Consider the following 20,654-nt stretch of genomic DNA (forward strand, 5'->3'; position numbering starts at 1 on the left):
ACATTCGATCCTGAGCTGATATGATGCGCGCCGCTGGAGAGATGCCGGAGTGGCCGAACGGGACGGATTCGAAATCCGTTGAACTGGCAACAGTTCCTAGGGTTCAAATCCCTATCTCTCCGCCACTACATAACCTGAAAGCCCCGGATTCCGGGGCTTTCTCGTTTTTAGGGTTTTCCTAAGCGCTTGGACCTACACTCTGACCTACACTGCGGCGTCGGCTTGTCTCGGTTGGTCGTTGCCTCTGCCGCTGCCTTCTTTTTTGAGGTTCTTGGGATCTGCGGGCGGTCGCTTCTGCGCGGGGCCAGTTGAGCGTCGCTCGTAAGTGCTTTCCACCATGCGGCCTGACCCAGCTGTAGCGGTGCATTAGGTAATAGCTGATGTCTCGCTGTGCTTGCTGAGCTGTAAGGTAACCGGTCTGCGGTATCCACTCCGACTTCAGGCTGCGGAACAGGCGTTCCATCGGCGAATTGTCCCAACAATTACCCCGGCGGCTCATGCTCTGCTGCATTCGGTAGCGCCACAGCCGCTGCCGGAACAAGCGGCTGGCGTACTGGCTGCCCTGATCCGAATGGAACAGCACCTGCTGTGGCTTGCCGCGCTGCTCGTAGGCCATATCGAGGGCTTTGCTTACCAGCTCGGCATCCGGTGTTGCGGAGAACGCCCAGCCAGCCACCCGACGCGTGTGTAGATCCAGCACCGCGGCCAAGTAATGCCAACGACCTTCCGCCCAGACGTAGGTGATGTCGCCGCACCACACTTGGTTCGGGCGTTGGACACCTGAAGACTGGACTGCTGAGAGGGGGGTGTAGCGATCGAACAGGGACAAGGCCTGCCCGGCAAGATGCTGGACCTGCCGCCGAGTGCTGCTTTGAGCGTGTGGAGCGAGTACCGGCACCGCTGCGTAAGTGGTACTGGTACTGTCCCTGTTCGATCCTCGGTGTCCCTGTTGGGGACAGCTCAGTGGACGTACCAGATGCCCTCACCCTCGTCTGGTTCGTCGTCAGGTTCGGGGTCAGGGAGTTGGCCCTGAATCAGGGTGGCGGGGCCATGCTTCCAGTCCAGCAATTGTAGCCATTAGCTCAAACCGGCATGCTCCGGCGCCACGATGTGGCCGTCCCGGTTGTGTAGGGTGGTTAGGCCGCGCTCACCATCACATCGTCGTCTTCGGATGTTTGTCAAAACGCAGGTGTGAGAGCTCACCGTTCATGCTGTAGATGAACTGATCCCCTACCTGCGCCCCGGTTGCCCAGATCGGTGCTAGTCGTACCCGCAGAAACGTTTTTCATTGACTGGTTTGAGTGGATACCAACTTGGATACCGCCCTGTGGATACCACTGGACCTACTAACGCTAAGCGCAGGGAGAGCTAACCCGCCGCTGGTGCGAAAATGCACGGTGTGCAAGCTAGTGCGCATGATGGTTCAACGTTGCGTACCACGCTATTCGAGCTGGCTTACGCCGGGCGTCTCCTTGTTTGTAAGCGCCCCTTAAAACCCTATGAAGGCCATCTAGTAGCCAACGCCGCTCGGCAGCGCTGGACTTGCTCATCGGATAGCGGTTCGCTGTGATCAGCCTTAGAGGATGCTGCGATAGATCGCCTCGACGTCCGCCCGGGACATATCTGCAGGGTTGCTGTCGATCAGGCGGCGAATACTAGTCACCACTTCGTCGGCCATGGACGCAATCGCCGACTCGGGGATGTCCAGCTGCGACAGCCGCGTTTCCAGTCCGGAGCAGGCCACCAGGCGCTCGATCTCGCTGACAAAGGCAGAGGCGGCCGCGTGTTCGTCATCGAACCGGCCGCCGAGCAGGTGGCCGGCCAGTTCGGCGTAGAGCGGCTGCGCAGCGGGCAGATTGAAGCGAATCACAGGTAACATCACCAGCGCGTTGGAATGCCCGTGGGGAATGTGAAAGCGCGCGCCCAACGGGTAGGCCAGCCCATGGATAGCCGCGACCGAGGCGTTGACGAAGGCGATGCCTGCCATCAAAGAGCCCTGCAGCATTGCCGAACGGGCGGCAAGGTCGTTGCCATCGGCGATGACCCGCTCCAGGTTCTGTCCCAGCAGGCGAATCGCTGTGGTGGCGAGCCCGTCTGAGAGCGGGTTTTTGCGGGTGCGGCTGGTATAGGCCTCGATCGCGTGCACCATGGCGTCGAGACCGGTGGCGGCGGTGACCGGTGGCGGCAGGCCGAGGGTCAGGCGCGGATCAAGCAGCGCGATGTCAGGCAGCAGTTGCGGGGCGTAGACGGCCTTCTTCTGGCCCGCATCGTCAGTAACCACCGAAACCCAGGTCACTTCAGAGCCGGTACCGGCGGTGGTGGGTAGCAGGATCAGTGGCACCCGCTGGCCGGTCGCCTGGTCGGTGCCGTACATCGCCTCCAGCGGTTGTTCGCTGTTGATCATCAGTGCGACCAGTTTGGCGGTGTCCAGTGAGCTGCCACCTCCGAGGCCCAGCACACCATCGGCCTTAAACGCGCGTGCTTGTGTGGCGGCTTGCCGGATGACCTCGGCGGGCGGGTCGGCACTCACGTCGCTGAATAGCTCGACGGTGCAGCCGACTCCTTCCAGGGCCTTGCGAGCCTGGTCGGCGAAGCCCAGGCGCACGATACCCGGGTCGCACACGATGAGCACCCGGCGTGCGTCGAGCTCGGCCATGAGCTCGCCGGCGCGGGCCAACGCACCGGCCTCGCAGATAATGCGTGGAACGCTGCGAAATTGGTAGCTAGCGGTATCTGACGGAGACATGGAGGTACCTCAGTGGGGAGTGATGGCGCCACGTTCGATGCGGTAAGCGGCATCGACGAGGTCTGCAGTGTGGGTCTGGTCCGATTCGGAGATGAGCACGCATAGACCCTGTTCGCCGAGCTGCGCGATCACCTCGCCGAGTCGCCGTGAAAGCACCGGCGCGACCCCCTCGAAGGGCTCGTCCAGCAGCAGGAGCTTCTGCCCGGGCATCAGCGCACGCGCCAGGGCCACCAGCTTCTGCTGCCCGCCGGACAGCTGCATGGCGCGGCGATCACGGTACTGAGCGATCTCGGGCAACAGGCTGTAAACCCACTCCAGGCGCTCGCGACTGCCAGGCAGGCGGTTGGCCCAGACCGGCATCAGGATGTTCTCTTCGACAGTCAGCGACGGAATCAGCCGGCGGTCCTCCGGCATGTAGCTGATGCCGCTGGCGGCACGGGTATGTGCCGGTCGGGGCAGCAACTCGCTGTCGCCGAAACGGATGGAGCCGGCGTCGGCCTCGATCAGGCCCATGATGCTCCGGATCAGCGTGGTCTTGCCTGCGCCGTTGTGGCCGATCAGGCCAACCATCTGGCCGGTCTCCACCGATAGCGACACGTCGCGCAGGATCGGCACGGACTCGATCGAGACATTTAGTCCTGTAATGCTCAGGCTCATACGCTTGCCCCCCGCTTTGCATGATCCTGGCCAGTCACTAGTTCACGGACCTTGTCGTTGTCGAGGACGGCATCTGGCGTGCCGTCGGCGATGATCTCGCCGCTGTAGAAAGCGAGGATGCGCGTCACGTAGCGACGCACCACATCCATGTCGTGCTCGACGAACAGCACCGTCACGCCATAGTGTTTAACCACCGCCATCACCGTATCCATCAGCGAGGTCTTCTCTTCGGAGCTGACGCCACTTGTGGGTTCGTCGAGGAGCAGCATCTGCGGCTCGCCGATCAGCGCCATGGCGATGTCGATCAGCTTGCGCACACCCTGCGGAACGGCTGTCACTTGCGTGTCGCGCCAGTCGCTTATAGAAAACTCATTGAGAATCGCCACGGCACGGGCAATCCGCACGGCACTGCGCACCGGCCGCAGCACCGACGGACGCGGGCTCTCGGCGGCGGTCAGGGCGATCAGCAGGTTGTCCAGCACCGACAGAGCCGGGAACAGCTGCGCCACTTGGAACGAGCGGGCCATGCCTGCCCGGGTGATGGCGCGTGGCGTGTGGCCGAGAATAGATTTGCCGTTGAACAGGATCTCCCCGCGTGAGGGCGGCAGGTAGCCGGTGACCATGTTGATGAAGGTGGTTTTGCCGGCGCCGTTGGACCCGATCACGCCGACCACCTCGCCCTTGTCGATACGGACCGAGAGATCCTTGGCCGCGGTCACCGCACCGAACTCCTTGCACAGCGAGCGGGTTTCCAAGATGCAGGTCATGCTGCGCTACCTCCGTTGCGACGGGCGAACAGGCTCCACAATCCCTTCGGCAGGAACACGATGATGGCCAGCAGGGTGAAGCCGAGAATCATCTGCCAGAAATGCGGTACCAGCTCGATGGCATAGGTACGCACCACGGCGAATAGCACCGCGGCGATGAATGGCGCGGCGACATGCGCGGTACCGCCCAGTAGGGCGATGAATATGAACTCGCCCGAAGTGGTCCAATAGGCCATCTCGGGGTCGACATGGCCGGCGGCCAGCGCCGTTAACCCTCCACCGAGGGCGGACACCGCTGCCGCGGCGACGTAGTTCATGTAAAGGATCCAGCGTGGCGACAGCCCCAGGTACTCCACGCGGACCTCATTCTCGCGAATGGCCTCGCAGACCGCCCCGGCGCCGCTGCGCATGTAGCGGTGTAGGAGGATGGCCAGCACCAACGCACAGACACAAGTCAGCAGGAACACGCCCTGGGCCGACTGGCTGCCCTCCGGAACCCAGCCGAACAGCGACCAGCTGGTGACATTGAAGCCGTCTGTGCTGCCCAGACCGTGGCTCTTGACCAGCACGCCGAAAAGAATCATTGAGAAAGCCAGCGTAAGCATGGCGAAGAAGATGTCGCGGTAGCGGGTGAGCAGCAGGCCGAGCACCATCGCTACCAGCACCGAGCAACCGACGCCGAGTAACAGCAGCACCGGCAATTCGGTGATCTGCAGGAACTGCCCTCCCATACCCACGGCATAACCGCCGATGCAATAGAACAGCCCCTGGCCGAATGTGACCAGGCCGGCGCGCATCTGCATCACCACGCCCTGCACCACCAGCCCCTTCGCCAACGCGATGGTCAGTAGGAACACCAACCATTGCGGGGCGATAAACCCGCCGAGCATCAGCGCGACGGCCACCGCAAGGAGAATCCACTCAGTCTTGTCCAATCGCATCAGATTTTCCTCGCGAGCGTGCGGCCGAACAGGCCTTGTGGACGGACCGCCAGCACCAGCGACATCACGCCATAGATGACGAACAACTCGAACTCGGGCGCGTAGTGCACCGCCGCCGCACGGCTCAGGCCGACCAGCAGTGCGCCCACCGCGGCGCCCTCGATGCTACCCAGGCCGCCGATCACTACCACGGCGAAGGCCAGCACGATCACCTCGATGCCGATGCCTGGCACCACCGAGATCGCCGGCGCGGTCAGCGCCCCGGCCAGCGCGCCAAGGGTAGTGCCAATGACGAAGGTGATAGTGAACATGCGCCGCACGTTCACGCCCATGGCTTCGGCGATTTCCCGGTCATGAATCACGGCGCGCAGCAGCGTGCCCATGTTGGTGCGCTCGAGCCAGGCCCAGAGGCCCCCGCCGAGTACGAGGGAGACGCCGACCAGCGCCAGGTCGTAATTGGAGACCTTCAGGCCGCCCAACGCGCTACGATCCATCTCGGCGTAGGGCTGGTAGGCGAAATAGGGGTTGACTCCCCATACGAGTTTCATCGCGTCTTCGAGGATCAGCAGAAGGGCATAGGTGATGATCACCATCAGCACTTCATCGCGGCCGTACATCAGCCGCAGCAGGCCGCGCTCGACGATCAGCCCCACCACCACCCCGGCGACCAGGGCGCAGCCGAGTAGCAGCAGGTAGCTGACCCAGACAGGGCCGTCGCCATTGTTGAAATACCAGCCGACCAGCGATGCGGCGCAGTAGGCACCGATCGCGTAGAAGCTGCCGTGGGCCATGTTGAGGATGCGCATGACCCCGTAGATCACCGTCAGCCCTGCGGCGACGAGGAACAGCCACGAGGCGTAAATGGTGCCGTCGATCAGCACCGCATAGAAACTAATCATGTCGGGATTCCAAGCTTGGGAAAGGGCCCGGGTGCTAGCACCCGCGGCCCATGGTTCACCGGCGTGGTGGGGTCACTGGCACTGAGCTCCCGGGAAGCCGGCCTTGATCCAGTCCTGCGCTTCGGTGCCATCCGGCGGGGTAACGCATTCGCCGCTGAAGGACACGACGTCCTTCACCGAACCCTTGCCACTGGCTTCGTCGTAGTGGTACTCACCGTAGGCAATGCCCTGCATGGCCTGGTGACCACCCGCGCGCGCCATGTTTACCGTGCCTGAGACCGACTCGAACGTGGCACCCTTGAAGCTAGAGGCGATAGCCGCTGGAGCAGGTATCTCACCCTCGGCCTTGGCTGCCTTTTCCGCGGCGTGCTTCAGGCCGAGAATGGCCTGGGCCATCTTAGTTGCCGGGTAGGTGGGGTTGGTGCCGTACGCCTTGTTGTAGGCATCCTTGAACCAACTGTTTAGCGTGTTTTCCGGGGCGAATGCACCGAACGGCCCGCGCCCGCCGATGATCATGCCGTTGGGCGCTTGCCCTTCGTATCGATCGATAGCCGCTTCGCCACAAGTCAGCAGCGCGGTGGCGTCTTCGAGCAGGCCGCGCGCATTGGCCTGCAGCACAAAGGCTTCCATATCGCCGCCCCAGAAGCTGCTATGCACGATTTCCGGCCGCTTGACCGATAAGGCCGAAATTTCAGCACCGTACTGACCCTGGAACATCTTCGGCATCTGCGACTCGACCAACTTGGTCTTGGGCATCAGTTGCTCCATCGAGGCAGCGAAATCCCCCCAACTGTCCTGCCCCCAAGAGTAGTTCTGTTGTATGCCCGCGACCCTCGTTACATCCGGCCGGGTTTGGGCGAGGTAGCGAGCCGCGCCGACGTTATCCACCGCGGCATCAAGGCCAGTGCGGAAGACGAACTGCGAGGGCTTATCGTTGCTGAACAGGCGCGATGTACCGCAATCGTAAAAGACCGTCAGCGCGCCGAGCTCCTCGGCCAGCGGGGCGATCGCCAAGCAGTCGCCCGAAGACACGTATCCGACCACTGCGTCGACCTTCTGCCGCTGCACCAGGTTGCGGAACTCTTCCACCTGCTTGGTTGCGCCGCCGGCCTCGTCGATGATTACCGCCTCGATTTCGGCGCCGTTGATCCCTACCGTGTTATAGGGGGCCGGCATCGTGCCCTTATTCAGAGCCTCAACTAGCAGCTTCGCCGCATTGGCCGAGGGTTCGCCGAACGGCCCGGCCGCCGGCCCCGATAAGAACGTCACGATGCCAACGCGAAACTTTCCATTGTCTGCGGCGCTTGCTGGCCCGCTGGCTACCAGGGCGAGGCTGGCGCCTGCAATGGCCAAAGCCAAACGGTTCGTGAACGCGGTTTTCTTGTACTTGTTCATGCGGTTCTCCGTTGAGGTCATGGGTGTTGCGGTTGCGAAGCGGGTATCTCCGAGCCGCTGCGCGCCTGGGCGCGACGGCGTTCGATCAATTGCGGGGACGGCTGCAGCTCGGCGGCCGGATAGACCGACCAATTGCCCACCATCACCTTCGCGGGCGGGAACCGGTCGTTGCGTTCCAGCGTGCCTACGGCCTGCGCCTGGAGGATCTGGTGGGTGTCCGGGTCGATCCAAGAGGCGAAGCCCGGCGGGTCTTCGGGCAGGTCCAATCTCAGCCCTTCGAGTGCCTCGACCAACGACTCGCTGTCGGTCTTGCCGCCGGCGGCCTGTACCGCGCGCGCGGCGGTCATCACCCCGGAATAGGCGCCCTGCGCGGCGTAGGTCGGATAGCGGCCGTTGAGCTGCTCAAAGGTGGCCACGAAGCGCCGGTTGCGCTCGGTGTCGGGCCAGTTGTTGTGATGCCGCGCCGAGAGGATCAGCCCGGGCGGCGGTACTTCGCCGAGCGAGATAAGCGCGTCGTAGTTGGCGCCGGTATCGAAGTTGGCCAGCCGAGTACTTTCGAACAGCCCCGAGCCGGCCGCCTGCTTGACGAAGGCGATGAAATCTCCGCCCCACAGCGAAGTGACCACTATGTCTGGCTTGGCCTGCAGCAGCGCGGCGGTGTGCAGGGAGTAGTCCGGCTCGTACAGCTTTGGCCACAGTTCGGTGACGGTTTCGTACTGTACGCCAAGCTCGTCCAGCGATTGCTGCAGGTCGGTCCAGGACACGTGCCCGTAGTCGTAATCGGGGCCGATGAAGGCCAGGCGCTTCCAGCCGGTGCCGGCCTGCAGGTCGCGCAGGTAGCGGGCGCCGGCGGCCATCGAGATCCAGCTGTCGTTGGTGACGCGGAAATAGTAGCGATGGCCCGCCTCGATGGTCATGCGCGAGGAGGCATGATCGGTGCCGATCAGCACCACGCGCTCGCGCTGGGCCACACGGCTGACGGCCTGGGCAACGCCGGAGGAAACCATCCCGCAGAGCACGTCGACCTCGTCGTTGCGCAGGAAGTCCTCGGCCAGGCGTACGCCGTAGGAAGCCTTGGATAGGTCGTCGTCAATGATCACCCGCAGCCGTGGGGTTTCGCGCCCCGCGGCGCGTTCGGCCTCGAGGTCGCGCAGAGCGATGTCGATGCCGGCAATGCTGTCCTGGCCGTACATCGCGGCGCGGCCGGCCATCGGGTAGAGGCAGCCCATGGTCAGGTCGGCCTCGCCGGCGGGGGCGCCAAGTACGACGCGTGCGGCGTTGGCGTCGCCGATCGTCAGCACCAGGCCGGCGAGGAGGGCAGCGGCGTTCAGGGCCGGGTGCACGAGGCAGGGCTGTGACATGGGTGTTCCTCTGGGCGTTTGTTTCGCCTCTTGTTCGTCTCGACTAGAGCAAGCGATGTGCCATAAGCCAGAGACGAGGCGTGGGAAAGTCGCGCGAGGGCTCTGGCCCGGCGCTTGCGGTGCTCGATGAAAGGTTACGACAGGTGGTGCGACGAGGTGTGCTCGAGCGGTGTTGCGCGCTGGGCTGAGCGGAATCCGCTCAGACGAAGAGTGCTTGAGCGGTTAGCGCTCGCTCTCGTGGCTGGCGCCCAGTCGCTGCAGGCGCCGCTTGAGCGCGTGTCGCGAGATACCCAGTAGATCGGCGGCACGGCCCTTGTGGCCGCTGGCACGCTTGAGGGCATCGAGTACCAGGTCGCGCTCGGTGATCTGCAGGTGGTTTTCTAGGTTGCCGACTTCGATGCGTGCCGCCGGGTCCGGCGCGAAGGTCTGCTGGAATTCTACCGGCAGGTCGCCGGCTTCGATGCGCTGGCCCGGGAACAGGATGGTCAGGCGCTCGATCAGGTTCTTCAATTCGCGGACGTTGCCCGGCCAGCGGTGCCGCCGCAAGGCTTGGCAGGCGTCGGCGGTCAGCTGGATCGGCTGGCAGCCCTCTTCGCGCGCCTGGCGCTCGGCGAAGTGGCCCGCCAGGTTGACGATGTCCTCGCCCCGCTCGCGCAGCGCCGGCACCTCCACGGTAATTACGTTGAGGCGGTAGAACAGGTCCTCGCGGAAGGTGCCCTGGCGTACCGCATCGGCCAGGTCACGGTTGGTGGCAGCCACCACGCGCGCATCGGCGCTGGCGGCTTGGTCCGAGCCCACAGGCCGATAGCTACCGTCTTCCAGAAAATGCAGCAGCTTGGCCTGCAGGGGCAGCGGCAGCTCGCCGATTTCGTCGAGGAACAGCGTGCCGCCGTCGGCGAGGGCGACAAGCCCGGTGCGTTTCTGATGCGCGCCGGTGTAGGCGCCCTTCTCGGCGCCGAACAGCTCGGCTTCGATTAGCTGCTCAGGCAGTGCTGCGCAATTAACTTCGACGAACGCCCGCTCGGCGCGCTGGCTGCTGGCATGGATCGCCCTGGCCACCAGAGCCTTGCCCGTGCCGGACTCGCCGAGCAGCAGGATGCGCGTCGCGGTGCTGCCGGCGATCCGCATGAGGGTGGCCTGCAGCTGGCCTATCACCGGGCTTTCGCCGAGCAGGCCGTTGGCCGGAATGTCGCGGCGCCGATGGTAATCCAGCTCCTGGACCACGCGGTTGTGATCGAGCGTGGCGACGATGTCGTGCAGCAGTTCGTCCAGCTCGAACGGCTTGGTCAGGTAGTCGGCCGCGCCGCTCTTGACAGCCTGGACGGCCGCGCGAGTATCGCCATGCGCGGAAATCATGATCACCGGCAGGTTCGGATAGCGCTCGAGCAGCGTGGCGAGGGTCGCCATGCCGTCCATACCCGGCAGGCGCAGGTCGAGCAGCACAACATCGGGTCGCTCCCGTTCGGCTTCGCTGATGCCCGCTTCGCCGGTGTGCGCCGTGCTGACGCGCATGTTTTCGTTGCGCAGGGCGAAGCTTAACGAGCGTACGTAGCTCTCTTCGTCGTCGATGATCAGGACATGGACCTTGGGCATGGCGGGCTGGCTCATTGGCGTGAGGGTTTCGGCGGGCCGGGGAACAGCAGGCTGACGCAAGTGCCCTTGCCTGGCTCGCTGGCGATGGTCATGGTCACCAGGTTCGCCTCGGCCATCTGCTGACAGATGCTAAGGCCCAGCCCGGTGCCGGAGGGCTTGAGTGTGAAGAACGGCGTTCTCACGTTCGCCAGGTGCTCGGGCGGGATGCCGCAGCCGTCATCGTTGATGGTGATTAATATCTGCTCGCCTTGCGACTCGGCGCGCAGGCTGATGGTACCGCCGGCCGAGCAGGCCTCCAGGGCGTTGAGGCCCAGGTTGGCGAGAATCTGCAGCGCCTGGTCGGGGTCGGCGAAGACAAGCAGGCGCGAGTCGCCCACCGAGGACAGCGCAACGTCGCGATCTTCGGCCATGGGCCGAAGCAGGCTGAGCGTCTGGCGGAACAGCTCGCGGACCGGTGTGGGTTTCGGCGATGGCGGATGCGGGCGGCCGTAGGCGAGCAGGTCGGTGGTGACGCGGGACAGTCGATCAATTTCTCGCTCCATGTCGGTCAGCAGAAGGTGGCGCTCGGGATCGCGTTCCTGCCGGCTGAGCGCTTGCACGGTGGTTTTCATGGTCGCCAGCGGGTTGCGCACCTCATGGGCGACGCCGGTGGCGAAGCCGCCCAGCACCGCTAGCTTCTCCGCCCGCACCGTGCGGCTGATCAGGTCGTTCAGACGCTCGGCCATGATGTTGAATGCATGCGCCACGCGGCTGATCTCGTCGTTGTGCTGCTCTTCGGGCAGGCGATAGTGCAGATCGCCACCGGCCAGGCTGTTGGCGCCGTGCAGCAGCGTGTCGATGCGATGGCGCAGGCGCCGCGACAGGGTGAAAAAGGCGATCAGAATGAAGCCGAGGATGGCCGCCGCGGCCACGTACAGCCAGATACGTGCAGTCACCAGCGGCTCGAGCAGCGCGCCGGGCTGAACGCTCAGCACGATGTTCCAACCCGGCAGGATCTCCGGCCCCTCGATCAGTCGACCCGAGGCGATGGCCGGCCGCGCGGTGGCATCCAGCAAAACGCCACCCGGCACCCGCAACAGCGGCTCGATCACACCGGCGACTCCGGCGCCACCGAGCAGTTCGGTGAGCGACGCCAGGCGCAGGTGCAGGGCAATGCTGGCATCGCCGCCCTGGCCGGCATCGCGGATACGCTGACGAGCGATCAGCCAACCAGAACGACCGTCGCGGGGCAAGGCGGGGCCGATGATTTCCACGTTGTCGACTTGGGTGACGGGTAGGCCGTCGAGCGACCAGTCCTCGCCAGACCAGTAGGGCGGCCCGGATGCCGCCTGGCCGGCTACCACGCGAATCAGGCGATCCTGCTGGTCGAAGAACAGCACGCCGTAGAGATCGGGCAGGTCGGCCTCCAGGCGCAGCAGCGCATCGGCGTCCGCCGCGCCATACCAGTCCTGGCGAACAAATTCCGGCATGGCCGGGTGATTGGATAGGGCCGACAGCTGATAGAAGCGGTTGTCGAGAAACGAGGACAACCGGCTGGCCGTCGCGGTGACCTGAGCATTCAGGCGCTCGCCAGTGAGGCGGTCGAGCAGAGTGTTGGCGAAGCGCTCGTAGAGAACGCCCAAGGCGATCAGCCCGAAGATCGTCACTACGATCGACAGCAACATGTAGCGCGCAACCAGACTCAGCTGCGGCCCGGACAGCCTTATTAAGTGCATGACGATGGGCATTGCCTGTTTGCGTTGTCACGATTAAGACACGCCAGCATAGGGAGCAAACTGGGACAGTGTCCATTGCCCGTTTTTCGCCGGGACACTGTTCGATAAACATTTCGGTGCTAAATCGGACACTCTAAGCTCCCGCTCCTAGTGCTATCGGTTCGGCCTTGGATATACGAACCACCTGAGGGTCGCTAACGCTAGGAACTCGCGCGAGTTAACCCGCCGCTGGTGCGCAAATGCACGGTACGCAAGCTGGTACGCACGGAAATCGAAGTTTTTATCGTTGCGCACCAACCTGTACTAACCGCTCTTATGCTTGGCCTGCTAGCTGCCTCGCTATTTTGCGGATGTCCTCTTGGCGGTACAGGCTGCCAGTCCAGTCTTCGGGAATTTCGCTACTACCGTAATAGGCGCCCGCCAGTTGACCGCAGATCGCTGCGGTAGTGTCTGCGTCATCGCCTAGGTTGGCTGCGGCCAGGATTGCCGCTTCGAATGAATCGGTGTGCCAAAAGCACCACAGGGCAGCTTCCAGACTTTCCACCACATAGCCCGATCCAACGATTTCGTCTGCGGTTAAGTTTTTGAATCGCTGGTCTATGATCCGCGCCGTGGAGTCGGGCATCTCGAAGTCGACTTCGTCTGGGAATAGGCTTGTCTTGTCCTGCTCACCAGCGAGCGCCCTGAGTAATACCAGGGCGAAGTACCGGCAGCACGCCAAGCACTCTGCGGAGGCATGCGTAGTGCTTGAGCTCAGCGTTGCGAAATCAATAGCGTCTTTGGGCCGGCGGGCGAAATACATCGGGATAGGTGCTAGGCGCATCAGCGATCCGTTGCCGGAGGACGCCGAGTCGGTCGCGCCGCTGTGGGGTTCGCCTGTTCTTTGAAACCGAACAAGGGCGGCGGCAATTGTCTTGCCGATACCGAATGCGTGAGTACGGCACGAGTTGTGGCCTTCATTAGCCCAGCGCCAATAGTGTTGCATTTGGTCAAGCGCATCGAAACCATCGCATTCGATCAGGCTGTCAGCTAGGCACAGCGCCATAGCCGTGTCGTCTGTCCACTCCCCTTTGTTAAGCCGGAATTTCCCACCCCCGGTCATTCCGGTGACAGGTTCAAATCTTCCCCGCGGCATGAATTCCACTGTGGCGCCCACCGCATCACCGCAGGCGAGTCCTAGCAGGCAACCCTCAAAACGGTCGATGTCTAGATCCATATGCTGCGTTCTCCTAGGGTTGTGCTCATTTCGCCACTCGCATCGTTTGGTCAAAGCGTCTGGGGGCGTCTGACATGCTGGCTCAATGAGGCCGAAGTGGATAATGTTCGCGGGTTAAGCGGCAGGTGAAGCAAGCTGATGTTCGCGAAATGCTGCAATCACTCATCCCTGCAGGCGCTCAAGCACTCTCCATAATGGCAGAGCGAAAGGCAGCGCCTGCGTACTCACTTATTCGCGTCATGTTTTGGGGTTGTTCGTGGCTATCAAGAAATCCGACCTATATTCCTCCCTCTGGGCCTCGTGTGACGAGCTACGCGGGGGGATGGATGCCAGCCAGTACAAGGACTACGTCCTGTTCATGCTGTTCATTAAGTACATTTCCGACAAATACGGAAACTCGAACGATTTCGCTCCGCCTGTGACCATCCCATTTGGTGCCAGCTTCAAGGACATGGTCGTCCTCAAGGGTAAGCCCAACATTGGCGAGAAGATAAATACTCAGATCATCCAGCCTTTGATCGACGCGAACGCTCGGCTTGCTCGCAGCGACTTTCCTGACTTCAACGACCCCAACAAGTTGGGTGAGGGGAAGGATATGGTGGAAAGGCTGACCAACCTTGTGGCGATCTTCGAGAAGCCAGAACTGGATTTCTCAAAGAACCGCGCTGACAACGACGACATACTCGGTGACGCCTACGAATACCTCATGCGCCACTTCGCTACGCAGAGTGGTAAGAGTAAGGGTCAGTTCTACACGCCATCCGAGGTCAGCCGGATCATCGCGCAGGTCATAGGCATCAGCCCGGCCAATGCCTTAGCGTCGACTACCGTTTATGACCCGACTTGCGGGTCGGGATCGCTTCTGCTGAAAGTGGCCGACCAGGCTGGCAAGCACATCACCCTGGAAGGGCAGGAGATGGACGTGACCACTGCCGGTCTCGCCCGCATGAACATGATCCTGCACGACTTTCCTACCGCCAACATCCTGCAGGGCAACACGTTGTCCAATCCCAAGTTCAAGGATGACGAGCAGCTGCGTACATACGACTACGTGGTGGCGAATCCGCCATTCTCGGTTAAAACGTGGAGCGTCGGCCTATCGCCAGCTAATGATCCCTATCAGCGCTTTGCCTGGGGCGCCCCACCAGCCAAACAGGGTGACTACGCGTTTCTGCTGCATATCATCCGTTCGCTTAAAAGCACCGGCAAGGGGGCCTGCATCCTGCCGCACGGCGTGTTGTTTCGCGGCAATGCCGAGGCGGCTATACGTGAAAAGCTGGTGCGCTCGGGCTACCTCAAAGCGATCATCGGGCTGCCGGCTAACCTGTTTTTCGGAACAGGAATCCCCGCCTGCATTCTGGTGCTCGATAAGGAAAATGCCAGCGCTCGCAAAGGCATATTCATGATCGATGCATCCAAAGGATTCCTGAAGGACGGCCCGAAGAATCGCCTGCGCGACCAGGATGTCCACAGAATCGTCGATACTTTTAAGCGAATGGCCGAGGTTCCACGCTACGCCCGTATGGTCTCGTTTGACGAAATCAGCGACCCGAAGAACGACTTCAATCTCAACCTGCCGCGCTATATCGATAGCACCGAGCCGGAGGATATTCAGGATATCGACGGCCACTTGCGCGGCGGCATCCCCGAGCGTGACATCGACGCTTTTGATAGCTACTGGCAGGTGATGCCTGCCCTGCGTGCGGCCTTGTTCAAACCCGCCAGCCATTCCGGTTATTTCGAGCTGGTCAGCCGCGACGTGAAGCCGGTGATTTTCGGCCACCCGCAGTTCACTGCGTTTAAGGCGGGTGTGGATACGCTGTTCAACCAGTGGCTGGCCAGCAGCACGCCGCAACTCAAAGGCTTTGCTGCGGATGCGCCCAGCAGCCATCCCAAGGAGTTGATCCTCAAGCTCTCCGAGGAACTGCTCAGCGCCTTTGCCAAAGCACCCTTGCTCGACCATTACGACATCTACCAGCACCTGATGGACTACTGGGCCGAGACCATGCAGGACGACTGCTATCTGATCAGCTCCGATGGTTGGAAGGCAGGCGCTACTGTGCGTGAGATCCACAAGGTGAAGGACAAGAACAACAAGCTGGTCTGGGCGGAAAAACACGACTACAGCCAGGGCAAGCGCCGCTTTAAATCTGACCTGATCCCGGTCGAGCTGCTGGTTGCCCGCTACTTCAGCGCTGAGCGCAGCGCCATTGAAGAGCTGGAAACGGAGTTGGCCAGCATTGAGCAAAGCCTGAGCGAGCTGCTCGAAGAGCACAGCGGTGAGGATGGCTCCCTCAGCGAAGTGATCGAAGGCGAGGGCGACAAGCAGAAAGTCACCACCAAAGCCATCAAGGCTCGCCAACGTGAGATTGATAACGACCCAGACTATGAAGAAGAACTCAGGGTACTGGCTGAATACGCAAAGCTGCTCGACCAGCAAAGCACGCTTAAAGCCAAACTGAAAAAAGCCGAGGAAGACCTCGATAACAAGATTCACACGAAATACCCGCAGCTGAGCGAAGCCGAAATCAAAACCCTGGTGGTGGACGATAAGTGGCTGGCCACTCTGGCCATTGCTGTACAGGGCGAGCTGGATCGTGTATCGCAAACCCTGACCGGGCGTATTCGTGAGCTGAGCGAGCGTTATGCCACGCCATTGCCGCAGCTTGCTGATGACGTCGCCACCCTGGCCAGTCGCGTGGACGAACATCTGAAAAAGATGGGGGCGGTATGGCAGTGAAGCCGGGCTATAAGCTGACGGAGGTGGGGGTTTTTCCTGAAGAGTGGGAGGTGAAACCTCTCAAGCGCATATCGCCGAGCCAAAGTGTGGGCTTAGTTATCAACCCCTCCACGTACTTTGATAAAGCTGGCTCCGTGCCGCTCCTCGTTGGGTCAAATATTTCGGAAAATGCCATCGACTCAACGAAATCGAACCGCATCACGAAAGCAAGCAATGAGTTGCTGTCTGTGTCGCGTTTGGTAGCTGGTGATCTTGTAACCGTGCGAGTTGGTGAGCCAGGCATCACTGCAGTGATTCCTCCTGAGCTAGATGGATGCAATTGTGCATCAATGATGATCGTTCGGAGGCATCCGTCATTCGACTCGCGCTGGCTGTGCAGCATGATGAACTCGCGACACGGGCGTAAACAAGTTGAGCATGTGCAGTACGGTACGGCGCAGAAGCAGTTCAATATCAGCGATGCCGTCGAGTTCCTTTATCCAGTTCCTCCTCTCCCCGAGCAGCGCGCCATCGCGACGGTATTGAGTGATGTGGATGCTCTACTGGATGCGTTGGAGCGGCTTCTCGCCAAGAAGCGCGACCTCAAGCATGCCGCTATGCAACAACTCCTCACCGGCCAAAACCGTCTACCCGGTTTCGATGGCGAGTGGGAAGTGATGCAATTGGGAGAAGTGGCGACCTTTCTTAAGGGAACAGGTCTACCGAAGAGCGCGCTTGTTCCTGACGGTAGAGATCTTTGCGTTCACTACGGTGAGCTGTTCACTAGGTATCCAGAGACTATTGGCGAAATATTTAGCCGTACCAATGGTGTGGGTGATTCTTTCCGGTCTGTTGCAAACGACGTGTTAATGCCCACTTCGGATGTCACACCCAGAGGTTTGGCAAAAGCAAGCTGCGTCACAATTGATGGCGTCATCCTTGGCGGAGACATTCTTGTGATTCGCTCTGATAAGCAGCGAGTATTCGGGCCCTTCTTGAGTTACATCATTCGCCGAGAGGAGAGCCAGGTTCTTCGACTTGTTACCGGTTCTACGGTTTATCACCTTTATGGTTCGGAGATGAAGAAGTTTAGTTTTTCGTTGCCTCCCCTAACAGAACAAGTCGCCATAACTGCTGTGTTGTCCGATATGGCCGCCGAACTGGCAGTGCTTGAAAAGCGTCTAGCCAAAACCCGCGCCCTTAAGCAAGGCATGATGCAAGAACTGCTCACCGGAAGGACGCGCTTGGTATGACCGACTTGGGCATGGATGCAAAACAAGCGCAGCAGGCCACCGAACTCTCCAGCACGATTATCAGCGTGTATGACTTGCTCATGGACCCGGCGCTGGAAATTCCCCAGTACCAGCGCCCGTACAAATGGGCCGGCAAGCATATCAACCAGTTGTTCTCTGATATCGCCATCCACAAGGACAAGTCGGCTTACCGCCTGGGCACCATCGTGTTTCACCGGGAGGGTGAGAAAAAGAACATCGTCGATGGGCAGCAGCGCACCATCAGCCTGCTGCTGGCGGCCCGTGCACTCATTGAGCGTACGAGCAAGAAGGAAGACAAGCTTAAGCGTAAAGACTTGCAAGACCAGTTAGACGAGCTTGGGCGGGTGATGGTCAACCCCAGCTTTACCAGCGAGATCTCGCAAAAGAACATCCACAGCAATTACCTTGAGGTGGCCCGCATCGTCTCCCGTGCGGACTTTACCGAGGCGCATATCGACTTCTTCCTGAACAAGTGCCAGGTCGTAGCGGTGGCGTTGACGGATGTGTCCGAGGCCTTCCAGTTCTTCGACTCGCAGAATGCGCGGGGCCGCGATCTGGAGCCCCATGATCTGCTCAAGGCCTACCACCTGCGTGAGTTCAGCCCGTGTGATGAGCCGTTGAAGGCGGCTACGGTGGCCCGTTGGGAGAGCAGTGATACCAAGGAGCTGGCCACGCTGTTCTCGCAGTACCTGTACCGCATCCGCAATTGGTCAAAAGGGGTGTCGGCCCGTTACTTCAGCAAGGACGACAGCGACCTATTCAAAGGCGTGAATATCGATACGGTGGCCAGCTACCCCTATGTGGAGCAGCTGCGCATCGCCCACCATTTTGTTGACCAATATAACGGGCAATACGAGCGTAAGATCGACTCGCGTGAGATGGGTTTTCCCTTCCACCTGGACCAGATAATCATCAATGGCCGGCGCTTTTTCGAGCTGGTAAGCCATTACCAGGGCAAGGTGGCGCGGATCAGCGCAGAGTCCTGGAATGGGCATGAACTGGTGGGGGCCGCAGGCCTGGATGGCTATGCGAAAAAAATCATGGATGTTCTCAACAACTATCCGGCTAGAACCCGCACGGGCGATTCCTACGTACGGGCGATGTTCGATTGCCTGTTGATCTACTACATCGACAAGTTTGGCCAAGCGGAGCTGTCCCGGGCCATTGAGAAGACTTTCATCTGGGCCTACAGCCTGCGCCTGCAAATGCAGGTCGTGCAGCTGGCCAGCATGGATAACCACGTGCTGGCGAACAATCTGTTCAGGCTGATCAAGGATGCCACTCGCCCAGCGGACTTTATCAACTGCAGCCTGCCGGTCGCCAGTGGTAAGAAGTCCACCAAGACTGGGGAGATCGAGGCGCTATTCAGGGAGATGAAATACTATGAGTGAGGCGATCATCCAGCTTTCCATCCAGCGGCTGCTCAGCGGGAATGTTGAGTACGTTATCCCGATGTATCAGCGCAATTACGCCTGGGAAGAGGGTGAGATCACCCAGCTGATTCAGGACGTTATCGACTACCTGCCGAAGTCCGGCGATAAAGCGCGTAACTACTACATTGGCAGTCTGGTGGTGTATGAGCGACCAGACACTAAAACGCCGGTATTTGAGACAATTGATGGTCAGCAGCGACTGACAACGCTGTCGTTGCTGACGTCCTATCTGAAGAACACCCAGGCTGCCGACCTCGACTGGTATTCAAATCTGAGTATCCACTTCGATAGCCGCGAGCATTCGCGCGCCACCTTTGCGGCCATCTTCGAGGGTCGCTTCAAAGATGACCCTGCCGAGATGCTGGCTGAAAAGCAGATCAATACCGGCATCCTCAATGGCTATCGGCTGATCCAGAAGGTCTTGCCGCAGAAGCTCAAAGAGAATGGGGTTTCAGCGCAGCAGTTTGCGGATTTCCTGTTTCGTTATGTGCAGATCATGCGGGTGAAGGTGCCGGCGGATACGGACTTGAACCATTACTTTGAAATCATGAACAACCGCGGTGAGCAGCTGGAAAAGCACGAGGTGCTCAAGGCGCGGATGATGGAGAAGCTGCAGGGTTGCCATCAGAGCCAGAACTGCTTGCACACCGTATGGGAAGCCTGCGCGAATATGGAGCGCTATGTGCAGATGGGCTTCACGCCCGGCCAGCGCGGCAGCATTTTTGGTGAAAAGGATTGGGGGCGGTTCGAGCCAGCGGACTTTAATGAGCTGACCGCTGCGCTGCACCGTACGCAAGAGGTGGCCTACAAGGAGGGTGCTTCGTTGTCCCTCATGGACATCATTGACGGACCCCCGGTTAGCGCGGAAAAGCCCGATAGTGGTGAAGATGCGCCCGAGCGGTTTAACACGGTGATTAACTTCCCCAACTTTTTGCTGCATGTGCTGCGTGTGGATACGCAAGCGGATATCCCACTGGATGACAAACGGCTGCTTGATACGTTTGACACCCATGTTCTGAAACAGTCAGACCCGGCTGCTGCGGTGAAGCGTTTTATCTTCAGCCTGCTGCGCTGTAAGTACCTGTTTGACCAGTACGTGATCAAGCGCGAGTCCATCAAGGGTGCCGATGGTTGGAGCCTTAAACGCTTCAAATGGAACGAGGGCGGTGAGCGCAGCCGAGTAGGTCGCGGCAGCTATGTGAATAGCTTCGGCGAAGAAGAGGGCAGCGAAGGCATCAACCGTCGCATTTTGATGCTGCTTTCAGCGTTCCATGTATCCACGCCAACGTTGGTTTACAAGCATTGGCTGAATGCGGCGCTGTATTACCTCTTTCACGCTGAGCAGGTTGAGGCTCGGGCCTATCTGCAGCATATGGAGTCAGTCGCGAAGGCCTTTGTTTTTGACCGTTTTCTGGCTCCCGAGGCCGGCTTGGAATACTTTGCGATGGTTTACGGGAACAAGTGTATCTGTCAGGCCCGTCGCGAAGGCGTAACGGCAGAGACGCTGGAACCGCGCTTGAGCTTCGGCAATATCGAAAACAACCTGGTGTTCAACTTCCTGGATTACCTGCTGTGGCTTGAGCATCAGGGTGATGAAAAGGTGAAGCTTTACGAGTTCACCTTCCGTAGTTCGGTGGAGCACTACTACCCGCAGCATCCATTGCCGGGGCATGCTCCGCTCGATGCCGAGGTTCTGAACTCGTTTGGCAACCTATGCCTGATCAGCCATGACAAGAACTCTCGTCTCAGCAATTTCATGCCGACGGCAAAGAAAGAGTTTTATCAGAGCAACAGCATCGACAGTATTAAGCAGCACCTGATGATGAAGGCCGAACCCTGGGATGCTCAGGCCATACGTGAGCATTACCAGCAAATGATGGACGTGCTGCTGAAGAGCCTCGCCGGCAAACACGAGACCGAGTAAACCCTGCAGGATGC

The 20,654-nt window shown here is 60.5% G+C and carries 14 protein-coding genes, 1 tRNA gene and 1 pseudogene; 5 read left to right on the forward strand and 11 right to left on the reverse strand.

Annotated features, from left to right (window positions below):
• Positions 1 to 35 precede the first annotated feature (35 nt).
• A tRNA-Ser gene (locus tag AC4LFW_RS03800) sits at positions 36 to 125 on the forward strand.
• A 212-nt stretch (positions 126 to 337) separates the two neighbouring features.
• Here the strand turns inward: AC4LFW_RS03800 and AC4LFW_RS03805 are convergent.
• The 11 genes and pseudogenes from AC4LFW_RS03805 to AC4LFW_RS03855 form a co-directional block, all read right to left on the reverse strand.
• A pseudogene (locus tag AC4LFW_RS03805) lies at positions 338 to 778 on the reverse strand (IS3 family transposase); the annotation flags it as partial.
• Positions 779 to 1,576: 798 nt separating this feature from the next.
• Positions 1,577 to 2,746, reverse strand: coding sequence for an iron-containing alcohol dehydrogenase (locus AC4LFW_RS03810; RefSeq protein ID WP_491817902.1), 1,170 nt, complete (start codon positions 2,744 to 2,746; stop codon positions 1,577 to 1,579).
• Positions 2,747 to 2,755: 9 nt separating this feature from the next.
• Positions 2,756 to 3,403 (reverse strand): ABC transporter ATP-binding protein, encoded by a 648-nt coding sequence (locus tag AC4LFW_RS03815; RefSeq protein ID WP_256055930.1) that lies wholly within the window; start codon positions 3,401 to 3,403, stop codon positions 2,756 to 2,758.
• Positions 3,400 to 4,170, reverse strand: a complete 771-nt coding sequence (locus AC4LFW_RS03820) for an ABC transporter ATP-binding protein (protein ID WP_491817903.1) — start codon at positions 4,168 to 4,170, stop codon at positions 3,400 to 3,402. The genes AC4LFW_RS03815 and AC4LFW_RS03820 overlap by 4 nt, the downstream gene beginning before the upstream one ends.
• Positions 4,167 to 5,111, reverse strand: a complete 945-nt coding sequence (locus tag AC4LFW_RS03825; RefSeq protein WP_491817904.1) for a branched-chain amino acid ABC transporter permease — start codon at positions 5,109 to 5,111, stop codon at positions 4,167 to 4,169. The genes AC4LFW_RS03820 and AC4LFW_RS03825 overlap by 4 nt, the downstream gene beginning before the upstream one ends.
• Positions 5,111 to 6,010, reverse strand: coding sequence for a branched-chain amino acid ABC transporter permease (locus AC4LFW_RS03830; protein ID WP_491817905.1), 900 nt, complete (start codon positions 6,008 to 6,010; stop codon positions 5,111 to 5,113). The genes AC4LFW_RS03825 and AC4LFW_RS03830 overlap by 1 nt, the downstream gene beginning before the upstream one ends.
• 72 nt (positions 6,011 to 6,082) lie before the next feature.
• Entirely contained in the window at positions 6,083 to 7,405 is a 1,323-nt protein-coding gene (locus tag AC4LFW_RS03835) for an ABC transporter substrate-binding protein (RefSeq protein ID WP_491817906.1), read from the reverse strand.
• Positions 7,406 to 7,422: 17 nt separating this feature from the next.
• The gene (locus AC4LFW_RS03840; RefSeq protein WP_491817907.1) at positions 7,423 to 8,766 is read right to left on the reverse strand and encodes an ABC transporter substrate-binding protein; all 1,344 of its coding nucleotides are present in this window, start codon (positions 8,764 to 8,766) and stop codon (positions 7,423 to 7,425) included.
• 222 nt (positions 8,767 to 8,988) lie between these two features.
• Positions 8,989 to 10,359, reverse strand: coding sequence for a sigma-54-dependent transcriptional regulator (locus AC4LFW_RS03845; protein WP_491817908.1), 1,371 nt, complete (start codon positions 10,357 to 10,359; stop codon positions 8,989 to 8,991).
• 11 nt (positions 10,360 to 10,370) lie between these two features.
• On the reverse strand, positions 10,371 to 12,086 hold the full coding sequence (locus AC4LFW_RS03850) for a sensor histidine kinase (RefSeq protein WP_491817909.1): 1,716 nt from the start codon (positions 12,084 to 12,086) through the stop codon (positions 10,371 to 10,373).
• 301 nt (positions 12,087 to 12,387) lie between these two features.
• Positions 12,388 to 13,290, reverse strand: coding sequence for an ADP-ribosylglycohydrolase family protein (locus AC4LFW_RS03855; protein WP_491817910.1), 903 nt, complete (start codon positions 13,288 to 13,290; stop codon positions 12,388 to 12,390).
• A 256-nt stretch (positions 13,291 to 13,546) separates the two neighbouring features.
• On the opposite strand from AC4LFW_RS03855, the gene AC4LFW_RS03860 reads away from it, so the two are divergent.
• Genes AC4LFW_RS03860 through AC4LFW_RS03875 form a run of 4 tightly spaced genes read left to right on the forward strand, consistent with a single transcriptional unit; the run spans position 13,547 to position 20,640 of the window.
• Positions 13,547 to 16,030 (forward strand): type I restriction-modification system subunit M, encoded by a 2,484-nt coding sequence (locus AC4LFW_RS03860; protein WP_491817911.1) that lies wholly within the window; start codon positions 13,547 to 13,549, stop codon positions 16,028 to 16,030.
• Positions 16,021 to 17,262: a restriction endonuclease subunit S gene (locus tag AC4LFW_RS03865; RefSeq protein WP_491817912.1), complete on the forward strand. Its 1,242-nt coding sequence runs from the start codon at positions 16,021 to 16,023 to the stop codon at positions 17,260 to 17,262. The genes AC4LFW_RS03860 and AC4LFW_RS03865 overlap by 10 nt, the downstream gene beginning before the upstream one ends.
• Positions 17,259 to 18,674, forward strand: a complete 1,416-nt coding sequence (locus tag AC4LFW_RS03870; RefSeq protein WP_491817913.1) for a DUF262 domain-containing protein — start codon at positions 17,259 to 17,261, stop codon at positions 18,672 to 18,674. The genes AC4LFW_RS03865 and AC4LFW_RS03870 overlap by 4 nt, the downstream gene beginning before the upstream one ends.
• A complete protein-coding gene (locus AC4LFW_RS03875) occupies positions 18,667 to 20,640 on the forward strand; it encodes a DUF262 domain-containing protein (protein ID WP_491817914.1) in 1,974 nt (657 codons plus the stop codon). Before AC4LFW_RS03870 ends, AC4LFW_RS03875 begins: the two co-directional genes overlap by 8 nt.
• Positions 20,641 to 20,654: the final 14 nt, after the last annotated feature.

The organism is Stutzerimonas sp. C6.4V (genome assembly GCF_058536345.1).